15 protein-coding genes are annotated in these 16,270 nt (G+C 42.1%); 8 read left to right on the forward strand and 7 right to left on the reverse strand.

Features of this window, described 5'->3' with window-relative positions; genetic code table 11:
* Positions 1–55 precede the first annotated feature (55 nt).
* The 3 genes from ITG09_08340 (at position 56) to ITG09_08350 (ending at position 1,206) form a co-directional block, all read left to right on the forward strand.
* A complete protein-coding gene (locus ITG09_08340) occupies positions 56–505 on the forward strand; it encodes a DUF3291 domain-containing protein (protein ID UPR50737.1) in 450 nt (149 codons plus the stop codon).
* 118 nt (positions 506–623) lie between these two features.
* The gene (locus ITG09_08345; GenBank protein UPR50738.1) at positions 624–956 is read left to right on the forward strand and encodes a YnfA family protein; all 333 of its coding nucleotides are present in this window, start codon (positions 624–626) and stop codon (positions 954–956) included.
* 34 nt (positions 957–990) lie between these two features.
* Positions 991–1,206, forward strand: coding sequence for a hypothetical protein (locus tag ITG09_08350; GenBank protein UPR50739.1), 216 nt, complete (start codon positions 991–993; stop codon positions 1,204–1,206).
* Positions 1,207–1,330: 124 nt separating this feature from the next.
* On the opposite strand, the gene ITG09_08355 is transcribed toward ITG09_08350, so the two are convergent.
* The 5 genes from ITG09_08355 to ITG09_08375 all read right to left on the reverse strand — a co-directional run bounded on the left by ITG09_08355 (position 1,331) and on the right by ITG09_08375 (position 9,178).
* Positions 1,331–2,824 carry an efflux transporter outer membrane subunit gene (locus ITG09_08355; protein ID UPR50740.1) on the reverse strand — a complete coding sequence of 498 codons (1,494 nt, stop codon included), beginning with the start codon at positions 2,822–2,824 and terminating at the stop codon, positions 1,331–1,333.
* A gap of 2 nt (positions 2,825–2,826) precedes the next feature.
* Positions 2,827–5,946, reverse strand: a complete 3,120-nt coding sequence (locus ITG09_08360; protein ID UPR53612.1) for an efflux RND transporter permease subunit — start codon at positions 5,944–5,946, stop codon at positions 2,827–2,829.
* Between the two features lie 10 nt (positions 5,947–5,956).
* Entirely contained in the window at positions 5,957–7,090 is a 1,134-nt protein-coding gene (locus tag ITG09_08365; protein ID UPR50741.1) for an efflux RND transporter periplasmic adaptor subunit, read from the reverse strand.
* 99 nt (positions 7,091–7,189) lie between these two features.
* The gene (locus ITG09_08370; GenBank protein UPR50742.1) at positions 7,190–8,068 is read right to left on the reverse strand and encodes a LysR family transcriptional regulator; all 879 of its coding nucleotides are present in this window, start codon (positions 8,066–8,068) and stop codon (positions 7,190–7,192) included.
* A gap of 189 nt (positions 8,069–8,257) precedes the next feature.
* Entirely contained in the window at positions 8,258–9,178 is a 921-nt protein-coding gene (locus tag ITG09_08375; GenBank protein ID UPR50743.1) for an IS5 family transposase, read from the reverse strand.
* Between the two features lie 517 nt (positions 9,179–9,695).
* On the opposite strand from ITG09_08375, the gene ITG09_08380 reads away from it, so the two are divergent.
* The 5 genes from ITG09_08380 to ITG09_08400 all read left to right on the forward strand — a co-directional run bounded on the left by ITG09_08380 (position 9,696) and on the right by ITG09_08400 (position 13,498).
* Positions 9,696–10,133 (forward strand): hypothetical protein, encoded by a 438-nt coding sequence (locus tag ITG09_08380; GenBank protein ID UPR50744.1) that lies wholly within the window; start codon positions 9,696–9,698, stop codon positions 10,131–10,133.
* Position 10,134: 1 nt separating this feature from the next.
* A complete protein-coding gene (locus tag ITG09_08385) occupies positions 10,135–10,881 on the forward strand; it encodes a hypothetical protein (GenBank protein UPR50745.1) in 747 nt (248 codons plus the stop codon).
* A gap of 14 nt (positions 10,882–10,895) precedes the next feature.
* On the forward strand, positions 10,896–11,690 hold the full coding sequence (locus tag ITG09_08390; protein UPR50746.1) for a hypothetical protein: 795 nt from the start codon (positions 10,896–10,898) through the stop codon (positions 11,688–11,690).
* A gap of 109 nt (positions 11,691–11,799) precedes the next feature.
* A complete protein-coding gene (locus ITG09_08395) occupies positions 11,800–12,594 on the forward strand; it encodes a hypothetical protein (protein ID UPR50747.1) in 795 nt (264 codons plus the stop codon).
* Positions 12,595–12,703: 109 nt separating this feature from the next.
* Positions 12,704–13,498: a hypothetical protein gene (locus tag ITG09_08400; GenBank protein UPR50748.1), complete on the forward strand. Its 795-nt coding sequence runs from the start codon at positions 12,704–12,706 to the stop codon at positions 13,496–13,498.
* 55 nt (positions 13,499–13,553) lie between these two features.
* Here ITG09_08400 and ITG09_08405 read toward each other — a convergent pair whose 3' ends face one another.
* Entirely contained in the window at positions 13,554–15,065 is a 1,512-nt protein-coding gene (locus ITG09_08405) for a sigma-54-dependent Fis family transcriptional regulator (protein UPR50749.1), read from the reverse strand.
* Positions 15,066–15,302: 237 nt separating this feature from the next.
* Positions 15,303–15,707, reverse strand: coding sequence for an Hpt domain-containing protein (locus tag ITG09_08410; GenBank protein UPR50750.1), 405 nt, complete (start codon positions 15,705–15,707; stop codon positions 15,303–15,305).
* Positions 15,708–16,270: the final 563 nt, after the last annotated feature.

Consider the following 16,270-nt stretch of genomic DNA (forward strand, 5'->3'; position numbering starts at 1 on the left):
TATCAGTCGGTGCGTTTGAAATTTTCTACTCATAATTTATCAAGGAAGGAACATTATGAAATTAGCTCAGTTAAATATCGCTCTGGCTAAATACCCGTTAGATGCGCCGGAAATCAAAGAGTTTGTCGATAACTTAGAGCTGGTTAACGGAATCGCAGAAAGCAGTGAAGGGTTCGTTTGGCGTCTGAAAGATGAATCTGGTGACGCCACCAACATCCAAGCTTTTGATGATCCTAATATGATTGTGAACATGTCGGTGTGGGATTCTGTGGATTCGTTAAAGAACTTCATGTTCCGCACACATCACCGTGATTTCATGCGCCGAAAGGGAGACTGGTTTCAGCGTTTACCTGAAGATACTTATGTTCTTTGGTGGATCGAAGAAGATCATATTCCCACACTCGCAGAAGCGATAGAGCGACTTGAACACCTCAGAGAAATCGGTGATACGCCGTATGCCTTCACTTTTAAAACCAATTTTACAGAGTCAGAAGCGCCAAAATAGCGTTCGTCCAACCAACGTTACGTTCCATTGAAATTAAAATAGGGTGGTGTGTGGGAGTTGTTGATGTTGGATGGATCATCGATAGTGTTTTCTGCATTTAAACAGATAAAGGTAAGTTGTGATTGAATTTAAAACGGTCGGTCTTTTTGTACTTACGGCGGTGGCCGAGATTGCAGGGTGTTATCTACCTTATCTTTGGTTAAGAGAAGACAAGAGCATTTGGTTATTGATTCCTGCTGCGATAAGCCTTGCGTTGTTTGCTTGGTTATTGACGCTTCATCCTACCGCGACAGGGCGTGTTTATGCGGCCTATGGTGGGGTGTATATTTCGGTTGCATTGATATGGCTGTGGCTTGTTGATGGCGAAAAGCCGACAACGTGGGATCTGGTTGGTGGATCAGTAGCACTACTCGGTATGGCGATTATTATGGTTGGGCCTCGCAACGCGTAGTGCATGCATTGAGATGACAGGAAGAGAATAAACCATGGAAAAGGTTGATTGGCACAAGAATCAGATTGATGACAGTACCGTCATAACGGACAGCTACAAAACGACTCAAAACGTGCGTCGATATTTTAAGTCCAAGCTTGGCGAAGAGTTTAAATTTGACCGTGATTTTATGCAGTGGATGAACAATGCGACAGGATTGACTATGGGTGATGCCTTACAAGAGTGGGCGAAGCGTAACGATATAAAGTAACGGATTATCTTGTTGGTCAACTCATTTACCAGCTAGCCAGTTCATAAAAATACCGCCGTAATCAACGGCGGTATTTTTTATTACGCTTATCGCATTATTCAGTAGATAACGAAGAGCAGTTAGCCTAGTTTACGCGGGCTAATTCAACAGTTTGCGTTTCACTCGCTACTTTCCAATCGCCACCTAAAGCTTTGTACACTGCAATCGTGGTGTTGGCTGTTTGAAGCTTGGCGGCCACTTGTCGATCTTGCATCGCTTTTTGTTGTCTTTGTGCGTCTAACACCGACAGGTAATCCACGAGGCCGGCTTTGTATAAAGATTTGGCTTTGCTCACTGCGTTATCAACGGCAAGGGTGGCTTCATCGATGCGCTTTTGGTTTTCTTGGCTACGACCATAGGCAAACAAGCTTGAATCGACTTCTGCAAAGGCGCTGTCTACCGAGTGTTGGTAGTTAAGCGCTGCAGAACGGAACCTTGCTTCGTTCATTTCAACCATGGCTTCACCTCGACCACCATCGAATACATTCCAACTGATACCGGCAGATGCAGCCCAACCGAATGAGTCGCTACTGAATAGGTCATCAAAACTTCCTGCGGATACTCCTGGCGTTCCCGTTAGGAAGAACTTGGGGTAGCGATTGGCAATGCTTGCACCGAGTTCTTCGTTAATGGCTGCCATTTCTCGTTCTGCAATACGGATGTCTGGGCGTTGTTCTAACAAATCAGAAGGTAAGCCTGTCGGAATAACATCGTTCATTCGCGGCAAGGTAAATTCACCTGCTAAACGTTGGTTCACGCTCGTAAGTGACTCGCCTAACAACACTGCCATGCGCTGTTTGTGTACTTGCTCTGCGATTTCAAGTTGAGGAACAATGGATTCAGTCGCAGCAAGCATGGCTTTAGCTTGAGCTAGGTCTAACTCTGAGCCGTAGCCACTTCGAACCACTTTGGTGACCAATTCTAAGGTTTGCTTTTGGTCGGCAATGTTTTCTAGTGCGATCGCTTTTCGCTCTTGAGCACCGCGATATTGCAGGTAGTTGTGAATGACATCTGCAGTGATCAAGGTGTTCAAACCCGATTGAAAGATCTCCGCTTGTTCCACTCGGATCGTCGCCGCGTTGGATTGTTTATCGATACGTCCAAACAAATCCATTTCCCATGCGATGCTCGCACCTAAGAACCCACCATCGTGTTGGGCTTCGAGTAACGACATGCCCGTTGCTGATTCAACTGCATCAGAGGCGCCAAATACCGGGCCGAGTAGGGAGTCGTTCTCACTCAGCTGGTAGTTGTAATAACCACCACCAACATTCACAGTCGGGACTTTGAATGATTCGACTACGCTTTTGTACGAGTTCGCCATGGTGATACGCTCGGCGGCCAATTTAAGTGGGATGTTCTGGCTTTGGACATCGACCACTAACTGATTGAGCGTTGGATCACTGAACTGTGTCCACCAATGATTGTGTTGTTGGTTTTGGCTCACACCGTCTTGACTATATAGAAACGTTTCAGCCATGGTCGTTTGTGGTTCTACGTAATCAGGGCCAACCGCACAACCTGTCAGCAACAAGGCGAGAGCAATAGGAGCCACTTTAAACTTTGTTAATGGATACATGTTTATTGCTCCTTGTTGAATGAGGTTGTAGTGCCGCTGTTTGTAGATTGAGGCGTTGCATCAAGCACGATCACTGCGTCTTTGATGGCTTCCTCTACTGTCTTTTTTTCTTCAGTTCGATAGAAAAGCTTGTACAGCGCAGGCATTACAAACAGAGACAACACGGTTGCCGCAGCCAAACCACCGATAATGGTTGCTGCCATCTGGTCAAACAGTAGATCGCTTAGCAATGGGATCATACCAAGTGCCGTGGTGAGTGCGCCCATTGAGATCGCCATCGTACGGTTCACTGTCGCTTCTTTGATTGCGTCAGACAGTGAGCGACCGTTCTTACGTTCGAGCTCGATTTGGTCCATCAACACGATGCCATTCTTGATGATCATACCTGTTAATGTTACCGCGCCAATCAGAGCCATGAAGCCGAATGGTTTATCCAACAACAATAAACTGAATGTTGCACCCGTCGCCGCAAGCGGTAGGGTGGTGAAGATGATCACTGGCTGTTTGAAGCCGTTAAACATCGCCACTAAGATAATTACCATCAACAACATTGCTTTAGGCAGTTGCTTAAGAATATCGCTGACCGCTTTATGCTCGTCGTAATATTCGCCACCCCATTCCAAGTGGTAACCATCTGGAAGGTGGATTGATTCAATTTGCTCTTTAACGGAGTTTCTTACTGCTGCAGGTGTGGTGTAACGACCAACGCCAGCTTGTGCAGTGATGGTTTTCACTCGGTCACGACGCCAAATCATGGTCTCTTCACTGGTTAGCTCAAACCCATCGATGACTTGGCCGAGTGGAACGCTGTGTATGCCCAATAGAGAGCGAACCGGCAGAGTTTCAAGTGATTGAATTGAGCTTTCTGTCCCGCGCAGTTGAATCGTGACCAACTCATCGTTCAAGTTCATACGACCCAGCGGCATACCTTCTGACGCGCGCTTTATCGCGAATGCAATGTCTGCGCGGTTAATACCTGCAAGGCGCATCTTGTCTTGGTTGATGATAGGTTCTAACACTTTGCTTTTTTGACGCCAATCGTCACGTACGTATTTGGTGTCTGGATGTTGAGCAAATATAGCTTTCGCTTGCTTTGATAGTCCGTGAAGAACCTCGACATCCGGGCCGGAGAAACGCGCTTCAACACTGAATTTATCCGCCGTCGCCAATTTTAAGCTTATAAAGCGAGGGTCTGCATTTGGAAACTCTTCCATTAACCATTTATCACCACGTGCAATTAACGGGCTAAGTGATGGAAAATCCGTAGCGTTAATCAAGATCTGACCGTAAGCCGGGTCAAACGGTTCTGGTTCAATGGTCACTGAGAAACGTGGAGCACCCGCGCCAACGTATGTTGAAATACTGTCGACTTCCGGCTGTTCTAACAACCATTGCTCGATGCGTTTCATATCCTCTGAAGTTTGTTCAACCTTGGCACCATTTGGTAGCCAGTAATCTAAGAACAGAATAGGTCTGTCGGCTTGTGGAATAAAGTTAACCGCAATGTTCGGAATAGCCAGTGCCGTCACTAAAATCAGTGGAATAAGTCCCGTCAGTGCTTTGAGTGGGTTATCTACTGTCCAGTTTACGCTTTTACGGTATAAGCTCACTTTGGTGTCGTCAGCTTGTTTGGTTGGCTTGATAAAGAACCAACACATCAAGGCTGTAAACGTCATCGCGACTAGCCAAGACAGTAATAGTGAAGAGGCGATGATAAGGAATACTGAGCTAGCGAACTCAGCGGCATCCGTTTTTGAAAAGATAACAGGGCTCGCACCCATGATAGCGATAACTGTCGCGCCAAAGAGCGGTGTTGCTGTCTCTTTCACAGAATCAATTGCGGCTTTGGTGCGGTCGATGCCTTTGTTGATTTTTACAATCATCATATCGGTGATAACAATGGCATTATCCACCAACATGCCGAGCGCAAGAATGAACGTACCTAGCGAAACTCGGTGTAAATCGATTGAAGCCATGTTCATGTAGATAAGCGTTAACAAGATAGTCAGCAGCAAGCTTGAACCAACGATAGTTGCGCTTTTTAGCCCCATGAATACGGACAGGACGATGAATACAATCGCGACACTCTCAAGCAAGTTGCTTACGAAGTTGTCGATCGATTTCTGAACTTCTTCCGGCTGGTTTGCAACTGTCGAGATATCGACGCCTAACGGTAGAGTTGCTTGGAAATCGCTGACGATCTGGTGGATTTCATCGCCAAGCGATACCACGTTAACGCCCGCAACAGGACTCATTGCCAATGTAACTGCAGGTACGCCGTTGTAGCGGTTCTCTGTCATCAGTGGCTCTTGGTAGCCCATTGTGATGTCTGCGATATCGCCCAAACGGATTAAGCTGGTTCCGAATTCACTCACGCCGCCTTTGATCATCAGGTTTTTAATATCATCTAATGAACCAAACTCGCTCGACTGTTGAACACGAATACGCTCAGTGCCTGCTGAAAACTTGCCCGCGTCAAAGGTCATGTTCTGAGTATTGAGTTGTGACCAAACTTGCGTGATAGATAGGCCGTATTGTGCCAATCTTTCATCTGGGATGTTGATGTGGACAACACGTGGCTGAACACCATGTAACTCAATCTTCTTAATGCCATCGACGGTTTTGATGCGTCGTTGTAACTCTTCTGCGTAACGTCTTAGTTCAGCAGGCGATGCATCCGTACTGTGGATAGAAAAAAGCATTCCGTAGACTTCAGAAAACTCATCCTGTACGACACTGATCTGTGCCGCCGAAGGCAGTAACAGCTTCATGTCAGACACTTTACGACGCAACAAGTCCCACTCTTGAGGAAGTGCTTTTGAATTAAGAGACTCCTTTAAGTCAACAAATACCATCGACATGCCTGGACGAGACAGTGAACGCAGTCGGTTCAATGAACCCATTTCTTGCAGTTTGGTTTCCACGGTATCGGTGACTTGTTGCTCCACTTCTTCTGCAGAAGCGCCAGGGTAGAGGGTTACTACCACGGCCGTTTTGATGGTGAAGCTTGGATCTTCGAGCTTGCCAAGATCAAAGTAAGAAAACAGGCCCGCAATTACACTCAATGCAGTGAAAAACAGGATGAAGGTGCGTTGTTTTATCGCAAAATCAGCTAGATTCATCATGATTTACCTACAGGCTCTTAACTTGAATATCAGAGAAGTGTTGGCCTTCTATGACGTATTGAGCACCGCTCACCACGACGAAATCACCATCGCTGAGTGTAGATTCGACACACACAGTATTTTGAGACATCGACACTACTTCCACAGTCACGCCATGCGCTTGTTCGTTTTGAAGGGTGAAAACTTGCTCAATGCCCGATTGGTTCACGATCGCTGAATACGGTAAGCAGAAATTATTGGTTGGTTCGCCAAGTTGAGTCGTGAGTGTAACGGCTTTCCCCGGCAATACAGATTTGTCGGCTGACTCTACATGGTAAGTAACCGAATAAGTCTGCTTAATAGGGTGAGGTGACGTCGCAATTTCAGTGGCGTGCCCAATCAGTTTTTCCTCTGAACCATACCAGTTGATACCCGCGGTTTGATTCGGTTGGAATTCATGAATCAAGTTTTCTGGGACTTGGATTTTAACTTCAAGCTGATCAGGGTTGTGGATGGTGAAAACTGAAATGCCCGGCAGGACTTGTTCAAACTGATCGAAGTTAGATGCCGCGACCACGCCGTCGAATGGCGCGAGCAGTTCGGTATAACGAATCGAATTTTTTGCGCGGCGTATGTTTTGTTCAACCACTTTAACCGCCGCTTCACTTCTTTCGTACCCGCTGATTGCACGGTCCAGATTAACATCAGCAATCGCGTTGTCAGCAATGGCTTGTTTCACTCGTGTAAGTTCAGTCTTAGCCAGCTTGTGTGCGGATTTTGCTTCAAGAGAGCGGGCTTGTAACTCTTCCAATGCTACTTGGTAATCGTGCGGATCGAGTTGTGCCAAAGGTTGGCCTTTCTTAACTGAATCACCAACCGAGACCATGACGTTTTGAATAGTGCCAGGCACACGAAAGGCGACACCAGCCGTTTCTGATGATTGTAATTTACCCGTGAAGGATCTTTCAACTTGATGAGAAAGAGGCTCAAGTTGGATCACTTGAATTGGTCGAGTTTGTTTTTGAGCTATCGTCGCCTCAGAGTCATTGCAGCCAAAAAGAGAGACTAGGCTTAGTGCAATGACTGTCTGTTTAAGAATTGGTGAGCGCTTAAACGTAGGTGTCTGCTGAAAGATAGACGATTGTTGAGATATAGGCTTCATGGATTACTCCTGTCAATTTATGGAGTAATTCTATCTTTCAGTGATGTCTAGATAATCTAGTCTATTCGCGAAACACTGTCATAAAATTCATTACAATAACTAAAGATTTGGAAGTTCTTGTAATAGAAAATCAATCAAAAGTTGAGCAGAATGACTCAGCGCTTTGCGTTGCGGGTAGAGTAGCCATGCTTCTTCTTTTTGAAGGTTCTCGTCAGGGAATAGGTTTATCAAGGTTCCGTCTTTGAGTTGTTGTCGTACCAAGATTTCTGGTAGCAATGCGATCCCTCTGTGACGTGTCGCGCCACCGATCACGAAGCCGATACTGTCACTCACGACCGAAGGCTCGACCTTGATGATGTGATCTTTGATATCCCATTGCTTGTCGATGTCACCACTTGGCCATCTAAAGCAAACGAAGGGGTAGTGGGTAATCTCTCTTAAGCTTGAAGGTGTGCCTTCTTTCTCTAGAAAATCAGGACTTGCGACAAAAACACGCTGTAAAATCATTACTTTGCGCGCTACTACGTTCGCGTCACTTAAAGTACCACCGTGCATCGCGAGATCTAAACCTTGTCGGTACATATCGACAAAACCATTGCTGATCGTACGAATATCAAGCTCAATTTTTGGGTACATATCTTGGAATTTAAACAGTGTCGATTGCATGATGTCGCTGGTTTCTGGCAACAGGCCAATCTTAACTTGTCCGTGTGCAACTTCTGATAGGTTAGAGGCGATATGGTTCGCTTTGTCGAGCGCATTTAACGCATTGAGTAATTCTTTATAATACAACTCACCAGATTTAGTTAAGGAAAGGCTGCGAGTGGTTCTAAAGAACAATTGAATGCCGAGAGACTTCTCAAGGTCGTTAATTCTCCGGCTAACATTCGCACGAGGAAGGTCGAGTGCATTGGCAGCGGCAGTAAAACTACCCAGTTCAACAACGGTGGTAAATAGCTTTAGATCTTCGATTTTCATAACAACGGCATTTAATCGTTTTTAGAACAATATGTTGGCATCGTATACCAATTGGTATACAAAACCCAAATATTCATCTGAATAAATGACTTTTTTTTGGAAGGCGGTTCTTTTGATAAGAATTACAACTCGTAATGGCTTTGTTGCGTAATTCAGTTTAAAGACAGAGCCGCCCATTTCGTGTGTTTCTTAGTCAATACGACAAGTTTCAGGCATACCTAACCCAGTAAGCTTGTTTAACGCTTTTATCATCGCGTAAGTTTCACCCACTTGGGCATTGTAATTTCTTAAACTTAAACGACCGCCAAGCAGCTGTTTGACTCGATACATCGCTGTTTCTGAGAGTGAACGTCTGTGGTATCCATATCGCTCTTTCCAATACTTATTTGAGCCGTATAACTTCTGGCAACCCACGGCGAAATTTCGAGGATGACCACGCTCCCAGAAGGCCGCCCCCTCTCTTGGGGGAATAAACGCAACGGCTCGCTTCAGCTTAATAGCAGCGTGACACGCTCTCGTGTCGTAAGCGCCATCACCAGACACCTCAAGGATGCTTCGGCGTGTTTGTTTCAGTAGGTTCGGGAGTACTTCGCCATCTGTAACCGTTGATAAACTTAGCTCGGCGGCAATGAGCTCATGAGTGCTTGTATCAACTGCAATATGCAGCTTTCGCCAGACTCTCCGCTTGCCATCCGTCCCGTGTTTTTTGGCTTTCCATTCACCTTCGCCATAAACCTTAAGGCCAGTTGCATCAATGGCTAGGTGTTGTATCGCTCCTCTCGTTTTATTCTTAAATGAGACCTCAACTTGCTTGGCTCTACGACTGATGCAGGTGTAATGCGGACAACTTAACAGCACATGGGCTAACCTAAATATCGAGTCGATAAATCCTTGCAACGCTCTCAGTGGCATAGAAAAAACTCGTTTCACCATGAGTGCTGTCGTAATAGCTAAATCACTGAACCGACGTGGCCTCCCGCGCTTATTCTGTTTGCTTTGCACCCACCCACTTATTGCTTCTTCATCAATCCAAAAGGTCAGAGAACCACGGTTAATGAGTGATTGGTTGTATTGCTTCCAGTTGGTTGTTTTGTAACGAGGTTTAGGCATAGAGCTTCGAGATAGAGTGGACGTAACTGATCAGATCGTAGGTTCTGGATTTAGTTCCAATGAATTACGCAACAAAGCCACTCGTAATGATTTTATTTAACGAGATTCTATGGTGTAAATAAAAATGCAGATTAAAAATAATTTCTATATATGGTGATATGAACGCTGATTTATCACTAAACCGACACTACCAGTAGATATACAAAGTGATATAAACCTCTGCAGGCAAATTTACTATTATGTTCGGAGTGTACTCTGGAACACAGTTTCTTTTCCGTCTTTTATAACATCTCATTAAATAATAATTATTAAACACCTTTTGTAATAGTTTAACAATATCACTTCATCATGATTTTTATCAAATAAATTCTCAATTTGAGAATTTATTTGATAAAAACCATAAGGGTAGCAACTTAATTGTAAAGATTTGTTTAAAAACAACAACTTAAAAATATATAATAGTTGGCATTACGTTTGCTAGTATTAATTACCTGATTTTATTGTTAATGGATTAAAAATGAAATTACCATATATAATACTAATTTTCTCTTTTGGCGTTAACTCAGCACAAGTTACTTATAGCCTCACAAACCCAGTCTTTGGCGGTTACAACCCTGGTTTTGTAAACGCATCAAAAGAAAGAATATCAATTGTTGAAAAAAACAAATCACAAAAAGAAAGAATATTGAAAGAGATAGCAAGGCAAGAAGCCAGCGAAGACAGAAATAGCCCTTCTAAACAATTAGAACGAACTCTTGTTAACTATATTAATTCTCAAGTTTCAGAAAAAATAGCACGTTCAATTTTCGATGATAACCAAGATAGCGGTAGTATAAATGTGTCAGATGGCTTAAACCTAGATTATGAAAAAAATGGTGATATTTTAACAATAAATATATCGGGTGAGAATGGAGACCAAAATATTGAACTATCAGTTCCAGGGATTGGAGATTAAAATGAAAATTATAACTATTATTTTGTCTGTTATTTTAAATATAGGGTGTTCTTCATTAGAACAAAATATAGTCGAAAAGCCATATACGGAAAATAATGTTAAATTTGATAGTGAAATTATCTATCCAGAACATTCTAAACCCATGAATGTAACTGTCTATCGTTTTTCCGACTTTTCAGGACAAAGAAAACAAGGCTTATTATATCAAGAAGCTTCTACTGCTGTTCCTCAAGGTCTTGATTCTATGTTAATGCACTCGCTTTCTGGGTTAAATGATGGGAAGCTTTATAAAGTTATTGACAGAACGTTTCTTGCCCAAATGTTAGATGAAAGACAATTAGCTTCGGTATCGGTCAGCCCAAAGAGTTTAGGAGTTTTGAAAGTACCAAGTATTGTATTCACTGGGGGAGTAATAGCTTATGACCACAATAACAAACAGGCTGCTGGTGGTTTTTTCTTTAATGATTTTTCACTGTCTAGCGAGTATTCGGTAGACACCGTGACCGTATCTTTAAGAGCTGTATCAGTTAAAACAGGCGAGATATTACTTAGTAGTATCTCTAAGAAAACAATAATATCCATGTCTGCGGGAATAAACTCATACAAAATTTTCGATGACAATTTAATGCAATTAGAGATGGGAGGATCATATAACGAACCAGTAAGTGTTGCAACTCGACTAGCAATCGAACAGTCTATTCTAGATATAACGGAAAAAGCGTTAGAACTAGGGTGGTGGAATATATGAAGAAGGAATTTAATATGAAAAGTTATATTTATACAACGACTACTTTAGCTGTAATGGTATCACTAAATGTCAATGCAAATGAAGTTAGAATTCAGCAATCTGATAATGGTGAACTATTAAATCAAGTAAGTATTACGCAATCGACAGGTACGGGGAATAAAATTCAAAAGGCAGACACAGTCACTCTACCGGAAAATGCGATTTTGAATGGTCTTACATCATTCTCTGCAAACCAAAATGGAAGCGATAACAGCGCATACATTAATGTAAATGTAGATACCGGTCAGACAGACTCGAGTAGTTGGAATAGTTTGAGTGTTTATCATTCTGGCGATAGTAATGTTTCCACTATCACTGTTGGCGACACGATTAAGCCCAAAGGCTTGACAATGTCACATTATATTCAAGGTGATGATAACAATTTAACTTCGATCTATGACACTACCGGTAACGTTAGTGCTTATATGTCAGTTAATGGTGATAGCAATACTGTGAATCACGTAATCAATTTGAATGATACAACGGTTAATAGTGATGCTACTCTGAATCTTAGTGTTAATACTGATTCAAGTACGTATAACTTAAATCAAAATGGTGTAGATGCTAACCTAAGCCTTAACTTATATGGTGATGCTTCGAATGTAACCACCAATGTAAATCAAAGCGGGGACAATGCTTATGCGTATATTTATGCCAATAGCCTTCCCGATAATGCAACCATTACTGTTAACCAATCTAACGATGATGCTCATTTAACAGCGTCAATCAACAATCCAGGAACAACGTTTTCAATGAATGTTTCACAATAAATGTACATAAGGGAGATTATTTGATCTCCCATTGTTGCAATGCCACCCTAAACATAAAATGTTATGTGTTAGAAGTAGGATTGTGGGATATATGAAGAAGGAATTTAATATGAAAAGTTATATTTATACAATGACTACTTTAGCTGTAATGGTATCACTAAATGTCAATGCAAATGAAATTAGAATTCAGCAATTCGATAATGCTGAGCAATTAAGCCAAGTAAATATTACGCAATCAGCCGGGGCTGGAAATAAAATTCAAAAGACAGATTCAGCCACTCTCCCTGAAAATGCGATTTTGAATGGCCTTACATCTTTCACTGCAAGCCAAAATGGGAATGAGAACAGTGCATACATTAATATAAATGTAGATACAGGTCAGATAGATTCAAGCAGTTGGAATAACCTTAACATACATCATTCTGGTGATAGTAATATTTCTACCATCACTGTTGGCGACACTATTAAGCCAAAGGGGCTGACAATGACGCACAATGTTCAGGGTGATAGTAATCAAATAACGTCGACCTATGACACTACCGGTAACGTTAGTGCTTATATGTCAGTTAATGGTGATAGCAATACTGTGAATCACGTAATCAATATGAATGATACAACGGTTAATAGTGATGCTACTCTGAATCTTAGTGTTAATACTGATTCAAGTACGTATAACTTAAATCAAAATGGTGTAGATGCTAACCTAAGCCTTAACTTATATGGTGATGCTTCGAATGTAACCACCAATGTAAATCAAAGCGGGGACAATGCTTATGCGTATATTTATGCCAATAGCCTTCCCGATAATGCAACCATTACTGTTAACCAATCTAACGATGATGCTCATTTAACAGCGTCAATCAACAATCCAGGAACAACGTTTTCAATGAATGTTTCACAATAAATGTACATAAGGGAGATTATTTGATCTCCCATTGTTGCAATGCCACCCTAAACATAAAATGTTATGTGTTAGAAGTAGGATTGTGGGATATATGAAGAAGGAATTTAATATGAAAAGTTATATTTATACAATGACTACTTTAGCTGTAATGGTATCACTAAATGTCAATGCAAATGAAATTAGAATTCAGCAATTCGATAATGCTGAGCAATTAAGCCAAGTAAATATTACGCAATCAGCCGGGGCTGGAAATAAAATTCAAAAGACAGATTCAGCCACTCTCCCTGAAAATGCGATTTTGAATGGCCTTACATCTTTCACTGCAAGCCAAAATGGGAATGAGAACAGTGCATACATTAATATAAATGTAGATACAGGTCAGATAGATTCAAGCAGTTGGAATAACCTTAACATACATCATTCTGGTGATAGTAATATTTCTACCATCACTGTTGGCGACACTATTAAGCCAAAGGGGCTGACAATGACGCACAATGTTCAGGGTGATAGTAATCAAATAACGTCGACCTATGACACTACCGGTAACGTTAGTGCTTATATGTCAGTTAATGGTGATAGCAATACTGTGAATCACGTAATCAATATGAATGATACAACGGTTAATAGTGATGCTACTCTGAATCTTAGTGTTAATACTGATTCAAGTACGTATAACTTAAATCAAAATGGTGTAGATGCTAACCTAAGCCTTAACTTATATGGTGATGCTTCGTATGTAACCACCAATGTAAATCAAAACGGGGACAATGCTTATGCGTATATTTATGCCAATAGCCTTCCCGATAATGCAACCATTACCGTTAACCAGTCTAACGATGATGCTCATTTAACAGCGTCAATCCACAATCCAGGAACGACGTTCTCAATGAATGTTTCACAATAATTATAAGTAAGCGAGGTTATTGTTAATCTCGCTTATTGTTATGTGTAAAATAATGCTAAGTGTAAGAGTTTTTGATGTTTTTATTCCCATCTTCTGATTCCCAAATCAGTTTCTTACGGTAAACTGTAGAAGGGCTAAGCTCTAATAATACGGCAGCATTAATTACGTTCCCATCACAATAATTTATAGCATGTTGAATCGTTTCACGTTCTATTTTCCACATAGGTCGAATATTACCATTATTACTAATCAGAGTTAGTACGGAGGACGCTTTGTTTTTATCTGCTAGTGCTTTTTCAAGATATTTCTGGTTTCTGGTTTCAAACTTTTCGATTGTTGTTAATGAGGCTTCATTCAATTGGTTTTCTTTTTTTATTGACATTGGTTGTGGAACGGTTGTTAAGTTGATAGGAGGTGGTAACATGTCCTTTCTTATACAAGCTTCATTATTTAAAACTACAATATTACGAATTACGTTTTGTAACTGGCGTACATTACCCGGCCAGTTATATCGTTTGAGGATATTTTGTGTCTCTATATCTATTGAATCAAATTTTTTGTTATCTTCTTTAGCATATAGTCCTAGAAAGTAATCGGCCAATATAATAATGTCCCCCTCACGTTCTCTTAGAGGTGGCATCTCGATTGGCACAACATGCACACGGTAGTAAAGATCTTCACGGAACCTGCCTTCTGCAACTTCGACCAGAGGGTCACGGTTGGTTGCACAGATAATTCTGACATTAACTCTGATTTCTTGATTGCCACCTAATGGTATGAAAGTACCAGTTTGTAAAAATCTTAATAGCTTCTTCTGCATCTCTAACTCCATTTCACAAAGCTCATCAAGAAATAGAGTGCCACCATCGGCTTGCATCGCCGCGCCTTTGCGGTCTGTTGTTGCGCCGGTAAACGCACCTTTTACGTGGCCGAAGATTTCACTCTCCATTAGGTCTCGAGGGATAGCACCACAGTTAATGGCAACGAAGGGTTTACCGTTGCGTTGGCTTTCTTGGTGAATCGCTTCTGCACACACTTCTTTACCCGTACCACTTTCGCCGTTAATAAACACGCTAGCAGTAGTAGGCGCAACGGAATCAATGATCTTGTAAACCGCCTGCATTGGTAGGCAAGAGCCAATGAAATTATGAAAGCGGTCACGATCAAACTTGCTTTGCATGTCATCAACGAGGTTCTCTAGCTTAGCTCGTTTCAAATGCAAGCGAACAGAGGTCTTAAGTCGATCGGCTTGAATTGGCTTTTCCAAGAAATCTTCCGCACCGCGTTGGATAAGGTCTACAGCAATATTAACTGAGCCATGTGCTGTCGCGATAATGACGGCGGTCGGTATTTCATTTTCGCTAACCCAATCTAGTACTTCTTCACCTGGCATGTCGGGCAGCTTAAGATCGAGAATAACAAGCTGTGGTGAGTGCCTTTTAATGAAGATCTTAGCTTCCGCGCCGGTTTCGACGTGGAAAATATCGTAGGGTTCGTCTTTTACGTACTGCTTATAGAGTACGGCGAGTGAGGTGGAGTCTTCAACTAACAATACCTTAGGGCGCATTGTATATTCCTTTTGAAACTTTATCCTAACCAATCAATAACATAGTGGTATGCATCCATCAATACGAGTCTTGTTTATTTGTTATCTACCGCATGCAATCTCTTAACAAACTATAGATGTACTTCTCGCGTTGTTGGTCACGCCGGACTGCATGTTAAGGGTGGCTATATTGATAACCACTATATTGATAACGACTATGTTGAGTTTTTGTCTGATACTTATGATGAACATCCAAAGTTAACTGAAACCAGCCTCTTTTCTTTCAAGCAAGGCTTTGATTGAACGATCTGCGAGTTCTAGTAATTCGTCAACTTGTCGAAATGCCGCATCATGATTATGTTCTAAACATTGCTTCTCTAGAGCGCGAGCTAACTCACCCAAGGGGCGATTACCTAATGAGAGCGCGGTGCTGCCAAGAGTGTGGACCTCGAACTCAAGTGTTTGAGCGTCTTTCTGAGCGACAGCCTCTTTTATGGCGACCAAGCGTGTTTGTGATTCTTCGACGTAATGGTCGATCAAGATCGGGATAATATCCGCACTTGTATCTCGAATCATTTGCTCTAGAACGCTTTCATCAACAAGCTCGCTAACTTCTTGTGAGTTTAGATCTTTAGATGCGTCTGACGCTAAAGTAGAGTTCATCAAACTAAGTCCTTTTGTTGAGCCTAATATCCGTGAGTACTAGGGCGTGTTGACCTTTCGTGGTTAAATTTTGTTCGAGATGAAAGCGTTTTAATCGCGGCGAGGGGGAAGTAGCCTAGTCACTCTAAGCAAATCCCCCTCAACAAAGAGTAAAACGCTTTTAGCCGAACCCTTCGGGCAGCGTTTGCTGGCCATTTCTACTACGTTATCGGCTTCTCATGTAGGCTAGCTACACATCGACGCCTCTGCCTTGTATAAATACCCAGCAACTCGCTGCAAAAATCAGCTCGAAAGATCAACACGCCCTAATAAGTTCTAGTCATTTTCTAGAATAATTTCAACTGCTTGCCGTATAAACAGAGCAATTAATCACCATCTCACTCATATTGCTACAGGGTTTGTGACAAGCCTAACGGACTGATTTAATTTTGTTTTCTCTTATGAAATATAAACTTAGGTGCCTATAAACGTAAGGGGCGGGTAGAGCTCAGGAGAAAACGAGGCCGATACAAATAAACAGACCACTGCAGTGAATTAACAACAGTGGTCTTGGAGGGGTTAAG

Source organism: Vibrio cyclitrophicus, from assembly GCA_023206055.1.
Lineage (GTDB): Bacteria > Pseudomonadota > Gammaproteobacteria > Enterobacterales > Vibrionaceae > Vibrio > Vibrio cyclitrophicus_A.

Excerpts from the sequence above, each read along its gene's own strand:
- ITG09_08350 (UPR50739.1), top strand. The coding sequence starts at position 991 with ATGGAAAAGGTTGATTGGCACAAGAATCAGATTGATGACAGTACCGTC.
- ITG09_08410 (UPR50750.1), bottom strand. The coding sequence starts at position 15,707 with ATGAACTCTACTTTAGCGTCAGACGCATCTAAAGATCTAAACTCACAA.
- ITG09_08355 (UPR50740.1), bottom strand. The coding sequence starts at position 2,824 with ATGTATCCATTAACAAAGTTTAAAGTGGCTCCTATTGCTCTCGCCTTG.
- ITG09_08395 (UPR50747.1), top strand. The coding sequence starts at position 11,800 with ATGAAAAGTTATATTTATACAATGACTACTTTAGCTGTAATGGTATCA.
- ITG09_08390 (UPR50746.1), top strand. The coding sequence starts at position 10,896 with ATGAAAAGTTATATTTATACAACGACTACTTTAGCTGTAATGGTATCA.
- ITG09_08360 (UPR53612.1), bottom strand. The coding sequence starts at position 5,946 with ATGAATCTAGCTGATTTTGCGATAAAACAACGCACCTTCATCCTGTTT.
- ITG09_08365 (UPR50741.1), bottom strand. The coding sequence starts at position 7,090 with ATGAAGCCTATATCTCAACAATCGTCTATCTTTCAGCAGACACCTACG.
- ITG09_08340 (UPR50737.1), top strand. The coding sequence starts at position 56 with ATGAAATTAGCTCAGTTAAATATCGCTCTGGCTAAATACCCGTTAGAT.
- ITG09_08405 (UPR50749.1), bottom strand. The coding sequence starts at position 15,065 with ATGCGCCCTAAGGTATTGTTAGTTGAAGACTCCACCTCACTCGCCGTA.
- ITG09_08375 (UPR50743.1), bottom strand. The coding sequence starts at position 9,178 with ATGCCTAAACCTCGTTACAAAACAACCAACTGGAAGCAATACAACCAA.
- ITG09_08380 (UPR50744.1), top strand. The coding sequence starts at position 9,696 with ATGAAATTACCATATATAATACTAATTTTCTCTTTTGGCGTTAACTCA.
- ITG09_08370 (UPR50742.1), bottom strand. The coding sequence starts at position 8,068 with ATGAAAATCGAAGATCTAAAGCTATTTACCACCGTTGTTGAACTGGGT.
- ITG09_08400 (UPR50748.1), top strand. The coding sequence starts at position 12,704 with ATGAAAAGTTATATTTATACAATGACTACTTTAGCTGTAATGGTATCA.
- ITG09_08385 (UPR50745.1), top strand. The coding sequence starts at position 10,135 with ATGAAAATTATAACTATTATTTTGTCTGTTATTTTAAATATAGGGTGT.